The sequence below is a fragment of the Streptomyces sp. NPDC090077 genome (assembly GCF_044747545.1).
In the GTDB taxonomy this organism is placed as follows: domain Bacteria; phylum Actinomycetota; class Actinomycetes; order Streptomycetales; family Streptomycetaceae; genus Streptomyces.
Genome location: NZ_JBIVEG010000028.1, coordinates 52067 through 73054, shown reverse-complemented (window position 1 = coordinate 73054; position 20988 = coordinate 52067). Strand labels below are relative to the sequence as shown.

General features: G+C 73.4%; 16 protein-coding genes. 13 read left to right on the top strand and 3 right to left on the bottom strand.

From position 1 onward, the window contains the following. Positions 1 to 82: 82 nt before the first annotated feature. From ACIPW5_RS32295 to ACIPW5_RS32285, 3 genes are all read right to left on the bottom strand, one after another. The gene (locus ACIPW5_RS32295; protein ID WP_401252623.1) at positions 83 to 1702 is read right to left on the bottom strand and encodes a PucR family transcriptional regulator; all 1620 of its coding nucleotides are present in this window, start codon (positions 1700 to 1702) and stop codon (positions 83 to 85) included. 112 nt (positions 1703 to 1814) lie between these two features. Next, the gene (locus tag ACIPW5_RS32290) at positions 1815 to 3197 is read right to left on the bottom strand and encodes an FAD-binding protein (RefSeq protein ID WP_401252620.1); all 1383 of its coding nucleotides are present in this window, start codon (positions 3195 to 3197) and stop codon (positions 1815 to 1817) included. A gap of 69 nt (positions 3198 to 3266) precedes the next feature. Continuing rightward, positions 3267 to 5096, bottom strand: coding sequence for a glycoside hydrolase family 15 protein (locus ACIPW5_RS32285; protein ID WP_401252617.1), 1830 nt, complete (start codon positions 5094 to 5096; stop codon positions 3267 to 3269). A 423-nt stretch (positions 5097 to 5519) separates the two neighbouring features. On the opposite strand from ACIPW5_RS32285, the gene ACIPW5_RS32280 reads away from it, so the two are divergent. The 13 genes from ACIPW5_RS32280 (at position 5520) to ACIPW5_RS32220 (ending at position 20985) form a co-directional block, all read left to right on the top strand. Next, on the top strand, positions 5520 to 7166 hold the full coding sequence (locus tag ACIPW5_RS32280; RefSeq protein WP_401252614.1) for a CTP synthase: 1647 nt from the start codon (positions 5520 to 5522) through the stop codon (positions 7164 to 7166). A 101-nt stretch (positions 7167 to 7267) separates the two neighbouring features. Further along, entirely contained in the window at positions 7268 to 7900 is a 633-nt protein-coding gene (locus ACIPW5_RS32275; protein ID WP_401252672.1) for an NUDIX domain-containing protein, read from the top strand. A gap of 411 nt (positions 7901 to 8311) precedes the next feature. Further along, on the top strand, positions 8312 to 10330 hold the full coding sequence (locus tag ACIPW5_RS32270) for a tetratricopeptide repeat protein (RefSeq protein ID WP_401252613.1): 2019 nt from the start codon (positions 8312 to 8314) through the stop codon (positions 10328 to 10330). Positions 10331 to 10481: 151 nt separating this feature from the next. Then, positions 10482 to 11597, top strand: a complete 1116-nt coding sequence (ald, locus tag ACIPW5_RS32265) for an alanine dehydrogenase (protein WP_401252610.1) — start codon at positions 10482 to 10484, stop codon at positions 11595 to 11597. 326 nt (positions 11598 to 11923) lie between these two features. Next, positions 11924 to 13084 (top strand): ParA family protein, encoded by a 1161-nt coding sequence (locus tag ACIPW5_RS32260; RefSeq protein ID WP_125604141.1) that lies wholly within the window; start codon positions 11924 to 11926, stop codon positions 13082 to 13084. Next, entirely contained in the window at positions 13069 to 13605 is a 537-nt protein-coding gene (locus ACIPW5_RS32255) for a hypothetical protein (protein WP_401252607.1), read from the top strand. The genes ACIPW5_RS32260 and ACIPW5_RS32255 overlap by 16 nt, the downstream gene beginning before the upstream one ends. A 713-nt stretch (positions 13606 to 14318) precedes the next feature. Then, positions 14319 to 15476 carry a segregation/condensation protein A gene (locus ACIPW5_RS32250; protein ID WP_401252604.1) on the top strand — a complete coding sequence of 386 codons (1158 nt, stop codon included), beginning with the start codon at positions 14319 to 14321 and terminating at the stop codon, positions 15474 to 15476. Further along, on the top strand, positions 15473 to 16099 hold the full coding sequence (gene scpB / locus ACIPW5_RS32245; RefSeq protein ID WP_401252601.1) for an SMC-Scp complex subunit ScpB: 627 nt from the start codon (positions 15473 to 15475) through the stop codon (positions 16097 to 16099). Before ACIPW5_RS32250 ends, scpB begins: the two co-directional genes overlap by 4 nt. Further along, positions 16099 to 17400, top strand: coding sequence for a pseudouridine synthase (locus ACIPW5_RS32240; RefSeq protein WP_401252598.1), 1302 nt, complete (start codon positions 16099 to 16101; stop codon positions 17398 to 17400). Before scpB ends, ACIPW5_RS32240 begins: the two co-directional genes overlap by 1 nt. Positions 17401 to 17556: 156 nt before the next feature. After that, a complete protein-coding gene (gene pnuC, locus ACIPW5_RS32235) occupies positions 17557 to 18165 on the top strand; it encodes a nicotinamide riboside transporter PnuC (RefSeq protein ID WP_401252595.1) in 609 nt (202 codons plus the stop codon). Continuing rightward, positions 18162 to 19250, top strand: coding sequence for an AAA family ATPase (locus tag ACIPW5_RS32230; protein ID WP_401252592.1), 1089 nt, complete (start codon positions 18162 to 18164; stop codon positions 19248 to 19250). The genes pnuC and ACIPW5_RS32230 overlap by 4 nt, the downstream gene beginning before the upstream one ends. Beyond that, the gene (locus ACIPW5_RS32225; protein ID WP_401252669.1) at positions 19214 to 19972 is read left to right on the top strand and encodes an NUDIX hydrolase; all 759 of its coding nucleotides are present in this window, start codon (positions 19214 to 19216) and stop codon (positions 19970 to 19972) included. Before ACIPW5_RS32230 ends, ACIPW5_RS32225 begins: the two co-directional genes overlap by 37 nt. Next, positions 19969 to 20985 carry an ADP-ribosylglycohydrolase family protein gene (locus tag ACIPW5_RS32220; protein ID WP_401252589.1) on the top strand — a complete coding sequence of 339 codons (1017 nt, stop codon included), beginning with the start codon at positions 19969 to 19971 and terminating at the stop codon, positions 20983 to 20985. Before ACIPW5_RS32225 ends, ACIPW5_RS32220 begins: the two co-directional genes overlap by 4 nt. The last annotated feature ends 3 nt before the right edge of the window (positions 20986 to 20988 follow it).

Genomic DNA, 20988 nt, shown 5'->3' with positions numbered 1-20988 from the left:
GGGAGGCGGGTGGGCAGGCGCCGTCCGGCCGGTGGGGGTCGAGGGGGAGATAGCGGGCCCGCGCCCCCACCCCCCACCCCCCTCATGCCCCCGTGTGCCGTCGGGCTCGCAGGGCCAGGCTGAGGGAGAGGACCGTTTCCGGGTCGTCCAGGTCCGTGCCCAGGAGTTCCGAGATGCGGGCCAGGCGGTTGTACAGGGTCTGGCGGTTCAGGTGGAGTTCGCGGGCGGTCTCCGCCTTGCGGCCCGCGTGGGCCAGGTAGGTCTCCAGGGTGGGGAGCAGCGGCGGGCGGGAGGCCGCGTCGTGGACGCGCAGGGCCCCGATCGCGCGGTCGACGAACGCCGCCAGGTCCGGGTGCTCGCGCAGGCGCCACAGCAGCAGGTCGATGTCCAGGCGGCGGGCGTCGTACCAGGGCCGGGCCGGCAGGCCGTGGGCGGCGGTGGCGGTCTCGGCGGCGTGCCGCAGGCCCGAGGAGGCGGCCGCCCAGCCGCCGGCGACGCCGACGACCACGGCCGGCGGGGCGGAGGCCCGGTCGAGGCCGGCCCGTTCGACGCCCGCCCGCAGCGCCGCGGCTACCCGGTCGGCGACGGCGGTGCGTTCGGACTCGGTGCGCAGGGAGACCAGCAGCGGCACCCGGCCCTCCACCGGGCGGACGCCCAGCAGTACCGGCACCCCGACGGAGGACAGTTCCTCCAGCACGGCCCGGGCCAGCACCGCCCAGTTCCCGGAGGCCCCCAGGTCCGTGGACAGCCGCATCACGATCGGCAGCAGCGGGCCCGTCCCGGGCCGGAAGCCGAGGACGCGGGCCTGCGCCGGGGCGTCCTCCGCCGAGATCCGGCCCTCCGCGAGGTCCGTGAGGAAGTCCCCCCGGCCGCGCGCGGCCAGCTCCTCCTCCTGCCGGGCCTGCATCAACACGACCGCGAGGACCCCCGCCGTGCGCTCCGCCGCCATCCGGTGCACCGGGAGCAGCGGTGCCGAGACCCCGACCAGGACGACCCGCGCCCGGACCGACCCGGTGCCGTGGCCGCCGCCCGGTACGTCGACCACCACGGCGTTCGCCGAGGGCTCGGCGGTGCGCTGCCCCCGCAGCCCCTCCCACACCTGGAGCGGGTCCGCCGCCGCCTCCCCGGCCGCCGGTCCGGCCGCGTAGAGGAGTTGGCCGTCCGGGGTCTCCAGGAAGACCGGGTTCCCGGTGAAGTCGGACAGGATGCGCAGCACCTGCGGGATCCCGCCGCCGCCCAGCAGGGCCTCCGTGCAGCGCCGGTGGACCTCCTCGGCGCGCTGGAGCAGGGCGTAGTGGCCGTTGACGATCTCGGTGTGGACCTCCTCCGTCACCGTCACGAAGGGGACCTCGCGGTGGAGTTGGACCAGGGGCAGTCCGGCGGCCTTCGCGGTCTCGACGATGGTGGCGGGCAGCCGGGTGAAGCGCGGGCCCAGTTCCACGACCAGCGCGGCGATGCCCCGGTCCGCGAGGCGGCGTACGAAGGCGCGCTGTTCGGCAGGCCGGGTGCCCAGACCGAGCCCGGTGGTCAGCAGCAGTTCGCCGCCCTTGAGCAGCGAGGCGATGTTCGGCACCTCGCCGGCGTGCACCCAGCGCACGGTCCGGCCCAGCCGGTCGGCGCAGGCGACGACCTCCGGGAGTCCGCTGCGCAGCCCCGGCAGCTCAAGTGCCCGCTGAACCGTGATTCCGCCCTGGTTGTCCATATCGCGGACGCTACCGGCCGCCCCGTTCCGCGCACATCACCGGGCGGTCGCGGAGTCCGATATGCCCCCGTCCGGACCGGCGGACCGACCGTTCACCGCCCCCGCCCGGCGCCTACACGGGCGGGATGTTGTGGTTGAAGCGGAAGACGTTGTCGGGGTCGTAACGCCGCTTCAGCCCGGCCAGGCGCCTCATGTTCCCGGCGCCCAGGCCCGCCACCACCCGGTCCGCGCCCTCGTCCCCGGTGAAGTTCAGGTACACCGCGCCGGTGCTCCACGGCCGGGCGTCGGCGCGGACCTCCCCGACCCACTCCCGGACCCGGTCGTCGTCGGCTGGGTCCTCCCACATCCCGAACGGGTGCACCGCCCAGGGCGCGTCGCGGTACGGGACCGGGTAGTCGGCCGGGCCGGAGGCGATCGCCCCGCCCTGCGGGAACAGCACGTGCTGCGTGCCCGACGGCACCGGCATCGAGTCGGCCCGCGCGCAGAACACGTCCACGAACGCGTCCGGGGCACCGGTCAGGTACTCCGCCGACCAGTAGTTCCGCAGCCCCGGCGGGTCGTCGATCATGCACTGGAGGTCGGCGTACGGGATGGGCGTGACCATCTCCACCTCGTGCGGGATCGCCAGCAGCGGCCCGGCCAGCCTCCGCAGCCCCTCCTCGGGGCCCGCGTACGTCACCAGCACGCCCGCCAGCAGCAGCCCCACCAGGTGCGGCGGGACGAACTCCTCGGGCGGGGCCGTCAGGTAGATGGCGCCGCCGCCCACCTCGGGCGGCCCGGCCTCGACGAGGTCGCGGAAGGCGCGCACCGCCTCCGGCCCGCGCTCCGGCAGGTACAGCAGGAACGCGATCGACATGTGCGGCAGCTCGTGCAGCCGCAGCGTGAGGGAGGTGGCGATGCCGAAGTTCCCGCCGCCGCCGTGCAGCCCCCAGAACAGGTCCGGGTGGTCCTCCGCCGTGACGTGCAGCAGCTCCCCGTCGGCGGTCACCAGGTCCGCGCCGAGCAGGTTGTCCACCGCCAGGCCGAACTTCCGGTCCAGCCAGCCCGTACCCCCGCCGAGCACGAAGCCGCCGACGCCGGTGGTGGAGGCCCGGCCCCCGGTCGTCGCCAGGGCGTACGGCTCGCAGGCCCGGTCCAGGTGGCTCATCGTGGCCCCGCCGCCCACGTGCGCGGCCCGCGCCGCCGGATGGACGGTCACCTCGTGCATCCGGCGCAGGTCCACCACCAGGCCCCCGTCGTTCAGGGCCATGCCCGCCACGCTGTGCCCGCCCCCGCGCACCGCGACCGGCAGGTCCAGCTCCCGGGCGAAGCGGACCGCCGTCACCACGTCCGACGCGCCCTCGCACTGGGCGATCACGGCCGGACGCCGGTCGATCATCGCGTTGAACACCGTCCGGGCCTCGTCGTACCCGGGGTCGTCCGGGGCGAAGACGTCGCCGGCCAGATCCTCGCGGAGCACGGCGAGGGCCGCGCCCGCCTTCGAGAGGGGCGCCATGGCCACCCCCCTTTCCCGTGGAGGGCAAAGGACCCTTCCAGGCTAGGCGGGCGGCCGGGTCCCCGCGCGTCAGCCGCCGTAGGCCCCGCTCGCCGTCAGCCGCAGCGCCGTGTCGATCAGCGGAACGTGGCTGAAGGCCTGCGGGAAGTTCCCCACCTGGCGCTCGTGCTTGGAGTCCCATTCCTCCGCCAGCAGCCCCAGGTCGTTGCGGAGCGCCAGCAGCTTCTCGAAGAGCCGGCGCGCCTCGTCGACGCGGCCGATCATCGCGAGGTCGTCGGCCATCCAGAACGAGCACGCGAGGAAGGCGCCCTCGTCGCCCTCCAGCCCGTCCACCCCGGCCTCCTCGCCGGCCGTCGGGTAGCGCAGGATGAACCCGTCCGGGGTCGACAGCTCGCGCTGGATCGCCTCGATGGTGCCGATGACCCGCTTGTCGTCCGGCGGCAGGAAGCCCATCTGCGGGATCAGCAGCAGGGAGGCGTCCAGCTCCCGGGACCCGTAGGACTGGGTGAAGGTGTTGCGCTCCGGGTCGTAGCCCTTCTCGCACACGTCCGCGTGGATCGCGTCGCGCATCTCGCGCCAGCGCTCCAGCGGGCCGTCCGCGTCCCCGCTCTCGATCAGCTTGATCGTGCGGTCCACGGCCACCCACGCCATCACCTTCGAGTGCACGAAGTGGCGGCGCGGCCCGCGCACCTCCCAGATGCCCTCGTCCGGCTCCATCCAGTGGGTCTCCAGGTACCGGATCAGCTTCAGCTGGAGCACCGAGGCGTAGTCGTTGCGGGCCAGGCCCGTCATGTGCCCCAGGTGCAGGGCCTCGGTGACCTCGCCGTACACGTCGAGCTGGAGCTGGTGGGCGGCGCCGTTGCCGACGCGCACCGGGGCCGAGTTCTCGTACCCGGGCAGCCAGTCCAGCTCCGTCTCGCCGAGCTCGCGCTCGCCGGCGATCCCGTACATGATCTGCAGGTTCTCCGGGTCGCCCGCCACCGCGCGCAGCAGCCAGTCCCGCCAGGCGGCGGCCTCGCCCCGGTAGCCGGTGCGCAGCAGCGAGGACAGGGTGATCGCGGCGTCGCGCAGCCACGTGTAGCGGTAGTCCCAGTTGCGGACCCCGCCGATCTCCTCCGGGAGGGAGGTGGTCGGCGCGGCGACGATCCCGCCCGTGGGTGCGTACGTGAGCGCCTTGAGGGTGATCAGCGAGCGGATCACGGCCTCCCGGTAGGGCCCGTGGTACGTACACAGGTCCACCCACTCGCGCCAGAACTCGGTGGTCGCCTCCAGCGCCGCCGCGGCGTCCGGGGTCTCCGGGGCGCCCTTGTGGGAGGGCTGCCAGCTGATCGCGAAGGCCACCCGGTCGCCGGGGCCGACCGTGAAGTCGGAGTAGGTCGTCAGGTCCTTGCCGTACGTCTGCGCGTCGGAGTCCAGCCAGACCGAGTCCGGGCCGGCGACGGCCACGGTGCGCCCGTCGACCTTGTGCACCCACGGCACGACCCGCCCGTAGCTGAAGCGCATCCGCAGCGCCGAGCGCATCGGGACGCGCCCGCTGACGCCCTCCACGATGCGGATCAGCTGCGGCGCGTGGTCCTCGCGCGGCGGCATGAAGTCGATCACGCGGACGGTCCCGCGCGGGGTGTCCCACTCCGACTCCAGCACCAGGGAGTCGCCCCGGTAGCGGCGGCGGGCGGCCCGCGGCGGCTCCGCACCCGCGGGGAACGCCGGGCCGATGCGCCAGAACCCGTGTTCCTCGGTGCCCAGAAGGCTCGCGAAGACGGCATGGGAATCGAAACGTGGCAGACACAACCAGTCCACCGCGCCGTCCCGGCAGACCAGCGCCGCGGTCTGCATGTCCCCGATCAGTGCGTAATCCTCGATGCGCCCGGACACGTTGGTCTCCAGTCGAACGGCCACGTCCGCCCCGAAGGGCGCTTGCAATGCGCTGTCGCGCGGTCTCCTGTGCGCAGGGATCCCCGCGTCGAGTCCTAGATTGCCGGAACTGGCGTTGTTACGCCGTCTGCCGGACTGCTCGGCGGCGATGTGCAGCGTTATCCGAGCAAGTTATGACCGCACCCTAGTGATCTCCTTAAGTATTGGGACAATGTCACTCGGCCGAACGGGTGACCTGCGGGAACGGCCTGCCGGAGGACGCGAGGGCGGCGCCGCGCAGCGCGCCCGGAGGCGGACCGTCCCGGGCGCTGATAGGCTGGTACCCCGTGGACCGGTGGTCTGCCTGTGCGAATCAGGGGCCCCGAAACCGCAGCTTCGGCACCCCCGGAAACGGGAGAAGTCGCCGGACGCACCTCACCTCGCGACCACGGGAGCCCCCTCTTGGCGATGCCGCCCAAATCCATGACGACCAAGCACATCTTCGTCACCGGGGGTGTCGCTTCGTCCCTCGGCAAGGGCCTGACGGCCTCCAGCCTGGGTGCGCTGCTGAAGGCGCGCGGCCTGCGGGTCACGATGCAGAAGCTCGACCCGTACCTGAACGTCGACCCCGGCACGATGAACCCCTTCCAGCACGGTGAGGTGTTCGTCACCAACGACGGCGCCGAGACCGACCTGGACATCGGCCACTACGAGCGCTTCCTCGACGTCGACCTCGACGGCTCGGCCAACGTCACCACCGGCCAGGTCTACAACACGGTCATCGCCAAGGAGCGCCGCGGCGAGTACCTCGGTGACACCGTGCAGGTCATCCCGCACATCACCAACGAGATCAAGCACCGCATCCGCCGCATGGCGACCGACGACGTCGACGTCGTCATCACCGAGGTCGGCGGCACGGTCGGCGACATCGAGTCGCTGCCGTTCCTGGAGACCGTCCGCCAGGTCCGCCACGAGGTCGGCCGCGACAACGTCTTCGTCGTGCACATCTCGCTGCTGCCCTACATCGGCCCCTCCGGCGAGCTGAAGACCAAGCCGACCCAGCACTCCGTCGCCGCGCTGCGCAACATCGGCATCCAGCCCGACGCGATCGTGCTGCGCGCCGACCGCGACGTCCCCACCTCCATCAAGCGCAAGATCTCGCTGATGTGCGACGTGGACGAGGCGGCCGTGGTCGCGGCGATCGACGCCAAGTCGATCTACGACATCCCGAAGGTGCTGCACACCGAGGGCCTGGACGCCTACGTCGTCCGCAAGCTCGACCTGCCCTTCCGCGACGTCGACTGGACGGTGTGGGAGGACCTGCTGGACCGCGTCCACAACCCCGACCACGAGGTCAAGGTCGCGCTCGTCGGCAAGTACATCGACCTGCCCGACGCCTACCTGTCGGTGACCGAGGCGCTGCGCGCCGGCGGCTTCGCCAACAAGGCCCGCGTCCAGATCAAGTGGGTCACCTCCGACGACTGCAAGACCCCGGCCGGTGCCGCGGCGGAGCTCGGCGACGTGGACGCGATCTGCGTGCCCGGCGGCTTCGGCGACCGTGGTGTCAACGGCAAGGTCGGCGCGATCACGTACGCCCGCGAGAACAAGATCCCGCTGCTGGGCCTGTGCCTGGGCCTGCAGTGCGTGGTCATCGAGGCCGCGCGCAACCTGGCGGGCATCGAGGGCGCGAACTCCACCGAGTTCGACGCCTCCACCCCGCACCCGGTCATCTCGACCATGGAGGAGCAGCTGGCCTTCGTCGAGGGCGCGGGCGACCTGGGCGGCACCATGCGCCTGGGCATGTACACGGCCAAGCTGGCCGAGGGCTCGATCGTGCGCGAGGTCTACGGCGACGCGTACGTCGACGAGCGCCACCGCCACCGCTACGAGGTCAACAACGCCTACCGCGGCGAGCTGGAGAAGAAGGCCGGCCTGGTCTTCTCCGGCACCTCCCCGGACAACAAGCTCGTCGAGTACGTCGAGTACCCGCGCGAGGTGCACCCCTACCTGGTGGCCACCCAGGCCCACCCGGAGCTCCGCTCCCGCCCGACCCGGCCGCACCCGCTCTTCGCGGGCCTGGTCAAGGCCGCGGTGGAGCGCCAGCAGCAGGGCTGACTGGGCTGACGCGCCGTAGCTGACGCTCGGTAACGTAGACAGCCGGGTACGGATCATCCGTACCCGGCTGTCGCGCGTTGTGGAGGGCACTGGCCATGGGGATCGCCATCAAGGACACGTCGGAGACCTGGGAGACGCTGTCGACCAGCCGCCCCTTCCAGGGGGCCAAGACGGCGGTGGACTCCGACGAGGTGCGGATGCCCGACGGCTCGGTGGTCCGCCGCGACTACCAGGTGCACCCGGGGTCGGTGTGCGTGCTCGCCCTGGACGGGGACGGCCGGGTGCTGGTGATCCGCCAGTACCGCCACCCCGTCCGGCACCGGCTGTGGGAGCTGCCCGCTGGGCTGCTGGACGTGCCGGGGGAGAACCCGCTGCACGCGGCGCAGCGGGAGCTGTACGAGGAGGCGCACGCCAAGGCGGGGGACTGGCGGGTGCTGGCCGACTTCTTCGCCTCCCCGGGCGGCTCCGACGAGGCGATCCGGATCTTCCTGGCCCGGGACGTGGCCGACGCGGAGGAGGAGCGGTACGCGGAGACCGACTCGGAGGAGGCCGACATGCAGGTGGAGTGGGTCGCGCGGGAGGACCTGGTGCGCGGGGTCCTGGCGGGCGAGCTGGGCAACCCGGCGCTGGTGACGGGGGTCCTGGCCCTCACCGCGGCCCTTGCCTCCGAGGGCGGGCTCGACGGCCTCCGCCCGTGCGACGCCCCTTGGCCGGCCCGGCCGTACGGGGCGTAGGCCCTTGCCGCTGCCCTGGCCGGGCTGTACGGGGCGCCGGGTGCGGGTGCTTGGCCGCTGCGCGGGGCCGGTTCCCCTACCCGCCCTTCCACCGTTCCCCGGGCTCCGCCCCTGACCCCGTACGGGCGCTCCGCGCCCGTCGCCTCAAACGCCGGCGAGGCTCCCTATAGCCTTGCCGGCGTTTGAGGCACGGGGGTCTGGGGGCGGAGCCCCCAGAAGGGGTCCGGGCGCAGCCCGGGGAACGGGCGAAGGGCGGGTAGGGGAACCGGCCTCCGCGCAGCGGCAACGCACCCGCAGACGACCCACCGGCCCCCGCAACGCGAACCGGCCCCCCCGCATTCAAAAGTAGGCACATCGGCTGATCCGATCGGGCGATCTACGGGCCGCGCTCCCCGCAACCCGTCGCTCTGCGTGAACTACGCTCAGCAACCCGAAGGCAGGGAGAGGAGCGGATCCGTGGCGGATTTCGTCGGGCGGCGGCGTGAGCTCAAGGAGCTGCGCGAGGACATCGCGCGGACCGGGCTCGACACCCTCTCGGGCCGCAAGGCGAAGGCACCCCGCGCGCGGGTGCTGCTCGTCGCCGGGCGGCCCGGGTCGGGGCGGACCGCGCTCGCGGAGGCGTTCGTGCGCGAGGTCGCCCCCCAGTACCCCGACGGCCTGGTCCGGGTGCGGCTCACCGAGCCCGGCGGGGAGCCCGTCGCCACCGAGCGGGCCGTCCGGACCCTGCTGGAGGGGCTCGGCGAGCGCACCCCGCCCGGGGCCGGCGAGGACGACCTGAGCGCCGCCCTGCGGGAGGCCCTCAAGGACCGGCGGGCGATCCTGCTCGTCGACGACGCCGCCGACCCGCAGCAGGTCGACGCCCTGCTCCCCGACACCCCCGAGTGCCTGGTCGTGGTCACCGCAGAGGGCCCGCTCACCGGGATCCCCGACGTCCGCCCCTGCACCCTCGGCGGCCTCGACCCCACCTCCGCCGTCGGCCTGCTCGCCCGGCTGATCGGCGACACCCGCGTCACCGTCGACCCCCGGGCCGCCGAGGCCCTCGCCGAGGAGTGCGGGGGGCTGCCCGCCGCGCTCACCCTCGCCGGCGGCTGGCTCGCCGCCCACCCCAAGGCCGCCGTCGCCGACCTCGCCAAGCAGCTCCACGACATGCCCCCCGGCACCACCGGCCCGCTGGGCCGCGCCTTCCGGCTGGTCTACGAGTCCCTGCCGCAGCCGGCCCGCCGCACCCTGCACCTGCTGCCGCTCGCCCCGGCCGGGTACCTCGACTCGCACACCGCCTCGGCCCTGGCCGGCTGCTCGGTGGCCGCGGCCCAGTCCACCCTGGAGGACTTCGCCGCGCTGGGCCTCGTACGGCACGCCCCGGACGGCCTCTTCCTGCTCCCCGGCTGCCTCGCCCCCTTCCTCCAGGCCCTGCTGGAGACCAAGGAGCGCCCCGCCGAGGTGCAGCTGGCGCGGGCCAGGATGCTGGAGCGGACCGTACGGCTGCTGACCTCCTGCCGGGCCATGGCCGACACCGACGAGGACGACGACGGCCTGCTGCGCGAGCACCTGGACGGGACGCCCCGGGCCCTGCGCTTCCCCGACCGCCGGGCCGCCGCCACCTGGCTCGACACCCGGCTGCCCGCGCTGGCCTCGTCCGCGCACCTGGCGGTCGCGGACGGCGGGCTGGACACCCTAGCCCGCAGGCTGGTCTCCGCCCTGGTCCGGGCGCTGGCCGGGCACCGCGGCACCGAGGCGGCCGCCCCCGAGCTGTACGGGCTGCACCGGCTCGTCCTGGACGTGGCCGAGCGGCGCGACCTGCACCGGGAGCGGGCCGCCGCCCTGCTGAACCTGGCCGATCTGGACGCCGAGACCGGCCGCACCCAGGAGGCGCTGGCCCGGTACCGGGCCGCGCTGGGCGCGGGGAAGGCCGCGAAGGACCCGTACGCGACGGGCCGCGCGATGGAATCCGTAGGAGGGGCGTACCAGGAGCTGGCGGACTGGCCCCGGGCCTCCGACTGGTTCGGCCGCGCCCTGGCCCACGCCCTGGCGCGCGGCGAGCGGGTGGACGAGGCCAGGCTCTACGGCCGGCTCGGCAACGTGCACACCTACGCGGGCCGCTACGGGGAGGCCCTGCGCAGCTGGCGCGCGGCCGCCGCGGGCTACCGCCGGCTGGCCGATGTCCCCGGCCAGGCAAAGGCGTTGAGCGAGATGGCGCGGGTCCAGGAGTACGCCGGCCGGCCCGAGGAGTCCCTGCACACCTGCCGCGAGGCGATCGAGCTGGCGCGCCGGGCGGGGGACCAGCGCCTTCAGGCCGCGCTCCAGGTCCGGCTGGCCGACACGCTGGACCGTCTGGGTGACCCGGCGGCGGCCAGGCTGCACCGTTCGGCGGCGGACAGATTGCTGGGAGATGACCCCGCAGCCTGCGAAATCCGTAGTGTGTCCGACTAAACTTATTGGTTTGCAAGGCTAGACAGGGACTCATCCTTCATTAGACTGGCTTCACCACGACATCAGTGGTGCATCCCGTTGCGCGTTCTTGTGGGCGGGTATGTATGGAAGTGCCCCGTAATATCCCCTGAGCCAAGGACCGTGATCGACGATGAAGGTCGGCATCCCCCGCGAGGTCAAGAACAACGAGTTCCGGGTCGCCATCACGCCCGCCGGCGTGCATGAGCTGGTCCGCAACGGCCACCAGGTCTTCATCGAGCAGAACGCCGGTGTCGGCTCCTCGATCACGGACGCCGAGTACGTCGCCGCCGGTGCCGAGATCCTCGGCACCGCCGACGAGGTCTGGGCGACCGCCGACCTGCTGCTGAAGGTCAAGGAGCCCATCGCGGAGGAGTACCACCGCCTCCGCAAGGACCAGACCCTCTTCACCTACCTGCACCTCGCGGCCTCCCGCGAGTGCACGGACGCCCTCCTGGAGTCCGGCACCACCGCCATCGCGTACGAGACGGTCGAGCTCGCCAACCGCGCGCTGCCGCTCCTCGCCCCGATGTCCGAGGTCGCGGGCCGCCTGGCCCCGCAGGTCGGCGCCTACCACCTGATGCGCTCGGCCGGCGGCCGCGGCGTCCTCCCCGGCGGTGTCCCCGGCACCCACGCCGGCGAGTGCGTGGTCATCGGCGGCGGCGTCTCCGGCTGGAACGCGGCGCAGATCGCCATCGGCATGGGCTTCCACGTGACCCTGCTCGACCGCGACATCAACAAGCTCCGCGAGGCCGACAAGATCTTCGGCACGAAGATCAAGACGATCGTCTCCAACGCCTACGAGCTGGAGAAGGCCGTCATCGAGGCCGACCTCGTCATCGGCGCCGTGCTGATCCCGGGTGCGAAGGCCCCGAAGCTGGTCACCAACGAGCTCGTCGCCAAGATGAAGCCCGGAAGTGTCCTTGTCGACATTGCGATCGACCAGGGCGGCTGCTTCGAGGACTCCCGTCCGACCACCCACGCCGAGCCGACCTTCCAGGTCCACAACTCGGTCTTCTACTGCGTCGCCAACATGCCGGGCGCGGTTCCGAACACCTCCACCTACGCCCTGACGAACGCGACCCTGCCGTACATCGTGCAGCTCGCGAACCTCGGCTGGGCCGAGGCGCTGCGCCGCGACCCGGCGCTGGCGCTGGGCCTCAACACCCATGACGGCAAGGTCGTTTACGGCCCGGTCGCCGAGGCCCACGGCCTGGAGACCCTCGAGCTCAGCACGCTGCTCGGCTGAACCGTCAACGACTGACGTCAATCTCACGTATCCGGCCGGACCTTGCCCGCAAGGTCCGGCCGGACGCGTTTGCGGCAGGCCCGCGGAGCCCGCTCAACTCGCCTCGAACGTAACCCTTTAACCCTTTCGCGCACCCGCGAAACTTCTCAGTGGCAGCGCGCACGCCCTTGACAGAGTGGTGTTCGGTTGCCGACACATCGTGCCGGGTCCGGCGGATTGTGTTGCCGCTGGGCGGTGACACGCCATAGAGTCGCCAACCGTCGGCATGGTGCAACGCTGACCTATCGATAAGTGTCCTGGTCACGTCCGAGGAGGTAAGACGACTTGTGAATGAGTCGACATTTGCTCCTGGAGGTGGTCGAGCAGGGACGCCTGAGCGGGGACAGGGTCCTGCCGGGCTGGAAGCCGTCGGCTCCGTCGCGGTCCGCACCTTCGCAAACCACCAGCACATGACGACGCCCCAAAAGAGCATGGACGGCCTAGACGTGAACTCCACGGCCGGCGACCACGGTGGCGATACGCCCATTGGATTCGCCGACTACGACCAGGTGCCCGAGGGGCACTTCTACGACCCCGACGCGGAGTACGAGCCCGACCCCGAGTACGCGGCCACCCTCGCCCCCGACGCTGCCCGCCAGCGCCGCGAGCGGATCGGCCCGACCGGACGCCCGCTCCCGTACTTCCCGATCCCGGGTCCGCTGACCGACCACGGTCCGGCGAAGATCATCGCGATGTGCAACCAGAAGGGCGGCGTGGGCAAGACCACGTCGACCATCAACCTGGGTGCCGCGCTCGCCGAGTACGGGCGCCGCGTGCTGCTCGTCGACTTCGACCCGCAGGGCGCGCTGTCCGTGGGCCTCGGCGTGAACCCGATGGAACTCGACCTGACGGTCTACAACCTGCTCATGGAGCGGGGCATGTCGGCCGACGAGGTGCTGCTCAAGACCGCGGTCCCCAACATGGACCTGCTGCCGAGCAACATCGACCTGTCCGCCGCCGAAGTGCAGTTGGTGAGCGAGGTCGCGCGCGAGTCGACGCTCCAGCGGGCGCTGAAGCCCCTGATGGCCGACTACGACTACATCGTGATCGACTGTCAGCCCTCGCTCGGCCTGCTGACGGTGAACGCCCTGACGGCGGCTCACAAGGTCATCGTGCCGCTGGAATGCGAGTTCTTCGCACTGCGCGGCGTCGCGCTGCTGACGGAGACCATCGAGAAGGTCCAGGAGCGGCTCAACCCGGAGCTGGAGCTCGACGGCATCCTCGCCACGATGTACGACTCCCGCACGGTGCACAGCCGTGAGGTGCTCGCGCGCGTGGTCGAGGCCTTCGACGACCACGTCTACCACACGGTCATCGGCCGTACGGTGCGGTTCCCGGAGACCACGGTCGCCGGCGAGCCGATCACCACGTACGCGTCCAACTCCGTCGGCGCCGCCGCCTATCGCCAGCTGGCCAGGGAGGTGCTCGCCCGGTGTCCCGCCGAGTGAGTCTGCCCGGAGCCGACGAACTGTTCCGCACGACCGGAGGGATGGCCCTCCAGTCGTCCTCGCCGCGGCGGGGCGCCGAGGAGGCGCCGGCGGCCGGGGGCGGCGGTGCGGGCGCGGAGCACGCGGCAGCACCGGCGGACGGCACGACGCGGACCACGGGCGAGGCCCGGGGCCGAGAGGCGGAGCCCGGTGCGGGCTCGGTGGGCGCGCAGCGCAGGCCGCAGGAAGGTTCTGCCGGGCCCGGTGCCGGGCCCGGACCCGGCCCTCGGCAGGGCAAGGGCCAGAGCCGGGGCGCGAACCGGCGGCCGAGCGGGCGCGAGCGGCACGACGAGAAGATCACGGTCTACGTCTCCGCGGAGGAGCTCATGGACCTGGAGCACGCCCGTCTGGTGCTCCGCGGGGAGCACGGGCTCGCGGTGGACCGGGGGCGCATCGTGCGGGAGGCCGTCGCGGTGGTCCTGGCCGACCTGGAGTCGCGCGGCGACGCCAGCATCCTGGTCCGCCGCCTCCGCGGCCGCTAGCCGCCCTTCTTGACGCGCCGCTCGCGCGACTCGGCGCCTGGGGCGCCTCACCGGCTTCGCGCCGCTGCGACAGCCTCCGGCTGTCGGATGCGGGGCGGGGCCGGTTCGCGTTGCGGGGGCCGGTGGGTCGTCTGCGGGTGCGTTGCCGCTGCGCGGGGCGGAGGTCCCCTACCCACCCTTCCACCGTTCCCCGGGCGCCGCCCGGACCCGCGCCTCAAACGCCGGCGAGGCTGAAGGATCCAGGGGCTCCGCCCCTGACCCCGTACGGTGCTACCGCGCCCGCACCTCAAACGCTGGCGGTGCTGAAAGCCCCAGGGGCTCCGCCCCGACCCCGGTACGGCGCTACCGCGCCTGCGCCTCAAACGCCGGCGGGGCTGAAAACCCCAGGGGCTCCGCCCCCAACCCCGGTACGGCGCTACCGCGCCTGCGCCTCAAGCGCCGGCGGGCTGGAAGTGCGCTGCGCGCACTCCAGCTCGCCAGGCGACCCGCCCCAGCACATCCAGCCCCGGCCGGCCAAATCCAGCCTCGCCGGCGTTTGAGGCGCGGGGGTCTGGGGGCGGAGCCCCCAGGAGGGGGCCGGGCGCAGCCCGGGGAACGGGGGAAGGGTGGGGCGGGGAGTGGCTCCGCGCAGCGGTGGGCGTGTTGCCGCCCGGCCAGGGCCTAGGCTGCACCCGTGGCCGCTCGGCCGACCTTCCGCACCACCCTGGACCGCGATGCCCCCGAACGAAGACGCCCCCCGCCCGGCCCGCCGGAGCCTGGGCCGAGGCCCGGGGGCAGCCCTGGAGGCCCCTGAGGCCCCCGCTGCGGCCCCGGAGCCGCTCGGGGGCAGCGAGGAGGCGGGGGAGCCCCCGCGGGCCGCTGAGGGCGCCGCACGGCCCGCAGGGGCCGCCTCGGAGGCACCTGGCAGCACGGACTCCGCCTCGAAGGCACCTGGCGGCACGGATCCCGCCTCGGGCACACCTGGCGGTACGGATCCCGCCTCGGAGGCACCCGGCAGCACGGACCCCGCCTCGGCCGCCCCCGGCGGCCCGGACCCCGCCGGGGGCGCCCGCGCACCGCAGCCGCCCGCCGCCGGCGACGGTCGGTTCACGTTGCGGCTCGACAACTTCGAGGGGCCCTTCGACCTCCTCCTCCAGCTGATCTCGCGGCACAAGCTCGACGTCACCGAGGTGGCCCTCTCCAAGGTCACCGACGAGTTCATGGCCCACATCCGCGCGATGGGACCCGATTGGGACCTCGACCAGACCACCGAGTTCCTCGTGGTCGCCGCCACCCTGCTCGACCTCAAGGCCGCCCGGCTGCTGCCCGCCGCCGAGGTCGAGGACGAGGCCGACCTCGCGCTCCTGGAGGCGCGGGACCTGCTCTTCGCGCGGCTGCTCCAGTACAAGGCGTACAAGCAGATCGCCGCGATCTTCCAGGACCGCGCCGAGGCGGAGGGCAAGCGCTACCCCCGTACCGTCGGGCTGGAGCCGCACCACGCCGACCTGCTGCCCGAGGTGGTCATCAGCATCGGGGCCGACGGCCTGGCCCGGCTCGCGGTGCGGGCCATGCAGCCCAAGGCGGCGCCCCAGGTGTACGTGGACCACATCCACGCCCCGCTCGTCAGCGTGCGGGAGCAGGCCGGGTACGTCGTGCGGCTGCTCAAGGCGCGCGGCGAGGCGACCTTCCAGGAGCTGACCGACGACGCCCCGGACACCCTCACGGTCGTCGCCCGCTTCCTGGCGCTGCTGGAGCTGTACCGGGAGAAGGCCGTGACCCTGGACCAGCCGGAGGCCCTGCTCGGGCTGACCGTGCGCTGGTGCGGCGGGGACGGCGACGGGATGCCGAGGGTGACGGACGAGTTCGACCGAGTCGTGGAGGTGGCGGAATGACCGGGGTGCGGGACCGGCTGGAGCTCAAGGGCGCGCTGGAGGCCGTGCTGATGGTCGTCGACGAGCCCGCGACGGCCGAACACCTCGCGAAGGTGCTGGAGCGCACCCCGCGCGAGGTCGCGGACGCCCTCGCCGAGATGGCCGACGAGTACACCGCGCAGCGCCGCGGCTTCGAGCTGCGGCTGGTCGCCGGGGGCTGGCGGTTCTACACCCGGCCGGAGTACGCGGCCGCGGTGGAGGCCTTCGTGCTGGACGGGCAGCAGGCCCGCCTCACCCAGGCGGCCCTGGAGACCCTGGCGGTGGTCGCGTACCGCCAGCCGGTGAGCCGTTCGCGGGTCTCGGCGGTCCGCGGGGTCAACTGCGACGGGGTCATGCGGACCCTGCTCCAGCGGGGTCTGGTGGCCGAGGCGGGCGCGGAACCCGAAACAGGTGCGATCCTGTACAGGACGACGAACTACTTTCTGGAGCGGATGGGCCTGCGCGGCCTGGACGAGCTCCCGGAGCTCGCGCCCTTCCTTCCCGAGGCGGACGCGATCGAAGCCGAGACGCAAGAAGGTGTGCCGTCGTTCGATCCGGACGCACCGGACACTGACGTAGACGACGACAAGACGACGGAACTTTGATGCGAAGCAGCGGCAACGGCAACGGCGGCGGTAACAGGAACAGCGGCGGCGGTGGCGGCGGCGGGCGCGGTGGCTCCCGCGGCGGCTCCTCCAGCGGCGGCGGTGGCTACCGCGGGGGCGGCTCCGGCGGCGCCCGCGGCGGCAGCGGCGGCGGCTCCCGTGGCGGCAGCTCCGGCGGCTCCCGCGGCGGCTACCAGGGCGGCGGCTCCCGCAGCGGCGGCTACCAGGGCGGCTCCGACTCGCGCGACCGCGACCAGCCGGCCCCCCGCATCCGCAACCCGCGCCCCGAGGAGCGCCGCTACGACGTCGGCCCCGAGGGCGAGCGCAGCGGACGCAGCGGCCCCAAGGCGGGCGGCGGCGGTGCCCGCGGCGCGGCGGCGCGCGGCGGCGCCAAGGGCGGTCCCCGCACCCCCTCCCGTACCCCCGGCATCGGCGGCGCGGGCGGCCCGCGCAGCGGTCCGGGCAGCCGCAGCGGCCAGTCCCGCCCCCGCGAGCTGGACGCGCGGATCGAGGAGCGCGTGCGCGACCGGTACGCCGACAAGCCCGTGATCAAGACCCCGAAGACCTTCCCGGGCGCCGAGCTCGAGGGCGAGCGCCTGCAGAAGGTCCTCGCCCGGGCCGGCATGGGTTCGCGCCGCGCCTGCGAGGAGCTGATCGAGCAGGCCCGCGTCGAGGTCAACGGCGAGATCGTCACGGAGCAGGGCAAGCGCGTCCAGCCGAAGGACGAGATCAAGGTGGACGGCCTGACGGTCGCCACCCAGTCGTTCCTGTTCTTCGCGCTGAACAAGCCGGCCGGCGTCGTCTCCACCATGGAGGACCCGGACGGCCGCCAGTGCCTGGGCGACTACGTCACCAACCGCGAGACCCGCCTCTTCCACGTCGGCCGGCTCGACACCGAGACCGAGGGCATCATCCTCCTCACCAACCACGGTGAGCTGGCCCACCGCCTGACGCACCCCAAGTACGGCGTGCAGAAGACGTACGTCGCGGCGATCACCGGCAGCCTGCCGCGCGACATCGGCAAGCGGCTGAAGGACGGCATCGAGCTGGAGGACGGGTACGCCCGTGCCGACAACTTCCGCGTCGTCGACCAGGTCGGCAAGAACTACCTGGTCGAGGTGACCCTCCACGAGGGCCGCAAGCACATCGTCCGCCGCATGCTGGCCGAGGCGGGCTTCCCGGTCGACAAGCTCGTGCGGACCTCCTTCGGCCCGATCGAGCTGGGCGACCAGAAGTCGGGCTGGCTGCGCCGCCTGACCAACACCGAGGTCGGCATGCTCATGCGCGAGGTCGGCCTGTAGTCCGTCCCGCAGGATCAGACGGAAGCCCGCGGTGCCATCGGCACTGCGGGCTTCCGCGTTCTCCGGGGCCGCCGCGCGGGCGTGCGAATCGTCTTGCCCGGGGCCGCCGCGCCTGTTTATAGTCAGGGTGACTATTAAAGGGAGCGGGTGGCCTTCATGGGCTGGAACACGAGCTGGACCGAGATCCTCGGCTTCGCCACGGGCGCCGTGTGCGTCTGGCTGGTGGCCCGGCAGCACATCGCCAACTGGCCGGTCGGGATCGCCAACAACCTCTTCTTCATCGTGCTGTTCACCCAGGCCGGCCTGTACGCCGACGCCGGGCTCCAGATCGTCTTCATCGCCCTCGCCGCCTACGGCTGGTGGTCCTGGACCCACGGGGGTGGACCGGGAACCGCCGGTGCCCTGCCGGTGCGCCGCACCACGCGCGCCGAATGGGCCTGGCTGCTGGTGGCGGGGGCGGTGGGGACCACCGCCCTGACCCTGCTCCTCGACCGGGTCAGCGACTCCACCGTCCCGTTCTGGGACGCCCTCACCACCGGGCTGTCCCTGATGGCCACCTACGGCCAGTGCCGCAAGCTCCTGGAGTCCTGGTGGCTGTGGATCGCCGCCGACCTCGTCTACATCCCGCTGTACGCGTACAAGGGGCTGTACCTGACCTCGGTGCTGTACACGGGCTTCCTCGCCCTGTGCGTGGCCGGGCTCGTCGGCTGGCACCGCACCCTCCCGGCACGGGGCGCCCGTACGGCCCTGGAGGTCACGGCATGAGCGGCGGCAAGCGCTACGGCCACGGGCTGGTGCTGGGCAAGTTCTACCCGCCGCACGCCGGCCACCACCACCTGGTGCGCACCGCCCAGGACCAGTGCGAGCGGCTGACCGTGCTGGTCTGCGCCGCCTCCGTGGAGTCCGTGCCGCTCGCCGACCGGGTCGCCTGGATGCGCGAGGAACACCCCGGCGCGGAGGTGGTCGGCGCGGTCGACGACGTCCCCGTCGACCTGCACGACCCCGGCATCTGGGAGGCGCACATGGCGATCTTCCGCGGTGCGGTGGGCCGGCGCGTGGACGCCGTCTTCACCTCCGAGGAGTACGGCACCGAACTCGCCCGGCGGTTCGGCGCCGAGGAGGTCTGCGTCGACCCGGCGCGCACCCTGTTCCCGGTCTCCGGCACCGCCGTGCGCGAGGACCCCGCCGGCACCTGGGAGTTCCTCGGACCCGGCGTACGGGCCGCCCTGACCCGGCGGGTCGTCGTCCTGGGCGCCGAGTCCACCGGTACCACCACCCTCTCGCGGGAGCTGGCCGCGCACTACCGCCGCCGCGGCGGGGTGTGGGCGAAGACCGGCTGGGTCGCCGAGTACGGCCGGGAGTACAGCGAGGAGAAGCTCGCCGCGGCCCGCGCCGTCGACCCGGGGGCAACCTGGGAGGACATGTCCTTCACCTCGCGGGAGTTCCCGGTGATCGCCCGCCGCCAGGACGAGGCGGAGGAACGGGCCGCCCGGCTCGGCTCGCCCGTGCTCTTCTGCGACACCGACTCCTTCGCCACCGGCATCTGGCACGAGCGCTACCTCGGCAGCCGCAACGCGGAGGTCGAGAAGACCGCCGCCCGCCGCCCCCGCGACCTGTACCTGCTCACCGACCACGAAGGAGTCCCCTTCGAGGACGACGGGCTGCGCGACGGACCGGAGCTCAGACCCTGGATGACCGCCCGCTTCCGCCGGGAACTCACCCGCACCGGCCGGCGCTTCCTCGTCATGAGCGGGGACCGGCGGACCCGGCTCGACGCCGCCGTGGCGGCGGTCGACGGCCTGCTCAGCGAAGGCTGGCACTTCGCGGCCCCCCTCCCGGAGCGCCGGTGACCTACGACCCGTACGCCTTCGAGCCCTTCGCGGTGACCGTCGACCTCGCCGTCCTCACCGTGCGCGGCGGCGCCCTGCACGTCCTGCTGATCCGGCGCGGCCAGGAGCCGTACGCGGGTGCCTGGGCGCTCCCCGGCGGCTTCGTCCTGCCCCGGGAGTCCGCCGAGACGGCCGCCCGCCGCGAGCTGGCCGAGGAGACCGGCCTGCCGCCCGCCCTGGTCGCCGCCCTGCACCTGGAACAGCTGCGCACCTACAGCGAACCGGACCGGGACCCCCGCATGCGGGTGGTGTCGGTCGCCTTCACCGCCCTCGTCCCCGACATGCCCGAACCGGCCGAGGAGGGCGGCGGGGACGCCGACCGGGCCCGCTGGGTGCCGCTGGGGGAGGCCGCGGAACTCGCCTTCGACCACGGGCTGATCCTGGCGGACGCCCGGCAGCGGGTGGGCTCCAAGCTGGAGTACACCTGCCTGGCCACCGCCTTCTGCCCGCCCGAGTTCACCCTCGGGGAGCTCCAGGCCGTCTACGAGACGGTCTGGGACACCTCCCTGGACCGCCCCAACTTCCGCCGCAAGGTGCTCGCCACGCCCGGCTTCGTCGAGGCCGTGCCCGGAGCCGCCCGGCTGACCGGCGGCCGCGGCAAGCCCGCCGCGCTGTACCGGGCCGGCCCGGCGACCACCCTCCACCCGCCCCTGCTCCGCCCCTCGGAAGGACCCACCCTGTGACCGCCACCAAGCGTGCCGCGACGGGCGCCCTCGTAGGCCTGGCCCTCGGCGACGCCCTCGGCTTCCCGACGGAGTTCCACGACGTCCCGTCGATCCTCGCCAAGACCGGACCGTGGCGCGGGATGGAGCTGCCGCGCCCCGCGATCGTCACCGACGACACCCAGATGACCCTGGCCCTGGCGCGCGGCATACGGACCGCCGCGGAGCGCGGCCCCGTCGGCCCGCTGCGGCTGGCCCGGCCCGTCCGCGAGGAGTTCGTCGACTGGTACCAGTCGCCGGAGAACAACCGCGCCCCCGGCAACACCTGCCTGCGCGCCTGCGCCCTCCTGAAGGACCCGCAGCGCGACTGGCGCGACGCCAGCCAGATCGGCTCCAAGGGCTGCGGCGCCAACATGCGCGTCGCCCCGGTGGGCCTGGTCCCCGGCTGGACCGACGAGGAGCGGGCCGGCGCCGCCCAGCTCCAGTCCGCCCTCACCCACGGCCACCCCACCGCCCTGGCCGCCTCCGACCTGACCGCGCGCGCCGTCCACCTCCTCGCGCAGGGCACCGAGGTGACGGGACTGGTCGGGCGGCTGCGCTCGTACGCCCTGGAGAACCGCACCCGCTACCACGAGCGCTGGCTCGGCGACCTCTGGATGCGCACCGCCTCCGACGCCTCGCCGGAGTCCTTCATGGCCCGGGGCTGGGACGAGTGCCTGGCGGTCCTGGACCGGCTCGCGGCCGCCCTGCGCACCCCCTCCCCGGAGACCGACCCCTGCCTGACCACCGGCGAGGGCTGGATCGCCGAGGAGGCCCTGGCCACCGCCCTCCAGTGCTTCCTGCTCTTCCCGGACGAGCCCCTCCTGGCACTGCGCCGGGCGGCCTGCACGGCCGGGGACTCCGACTCGATCGCCTGCCTGGCCGGCGCCTTCGCGGGCGCCCACCTCGGCGCCGACGCCTGGCCCCGCGACTGGGAGGGCCGCATCGAGTACCGCGGCGAACTGCTGGCCTTCGGCACCCTCTGGGACGCGTGAGCC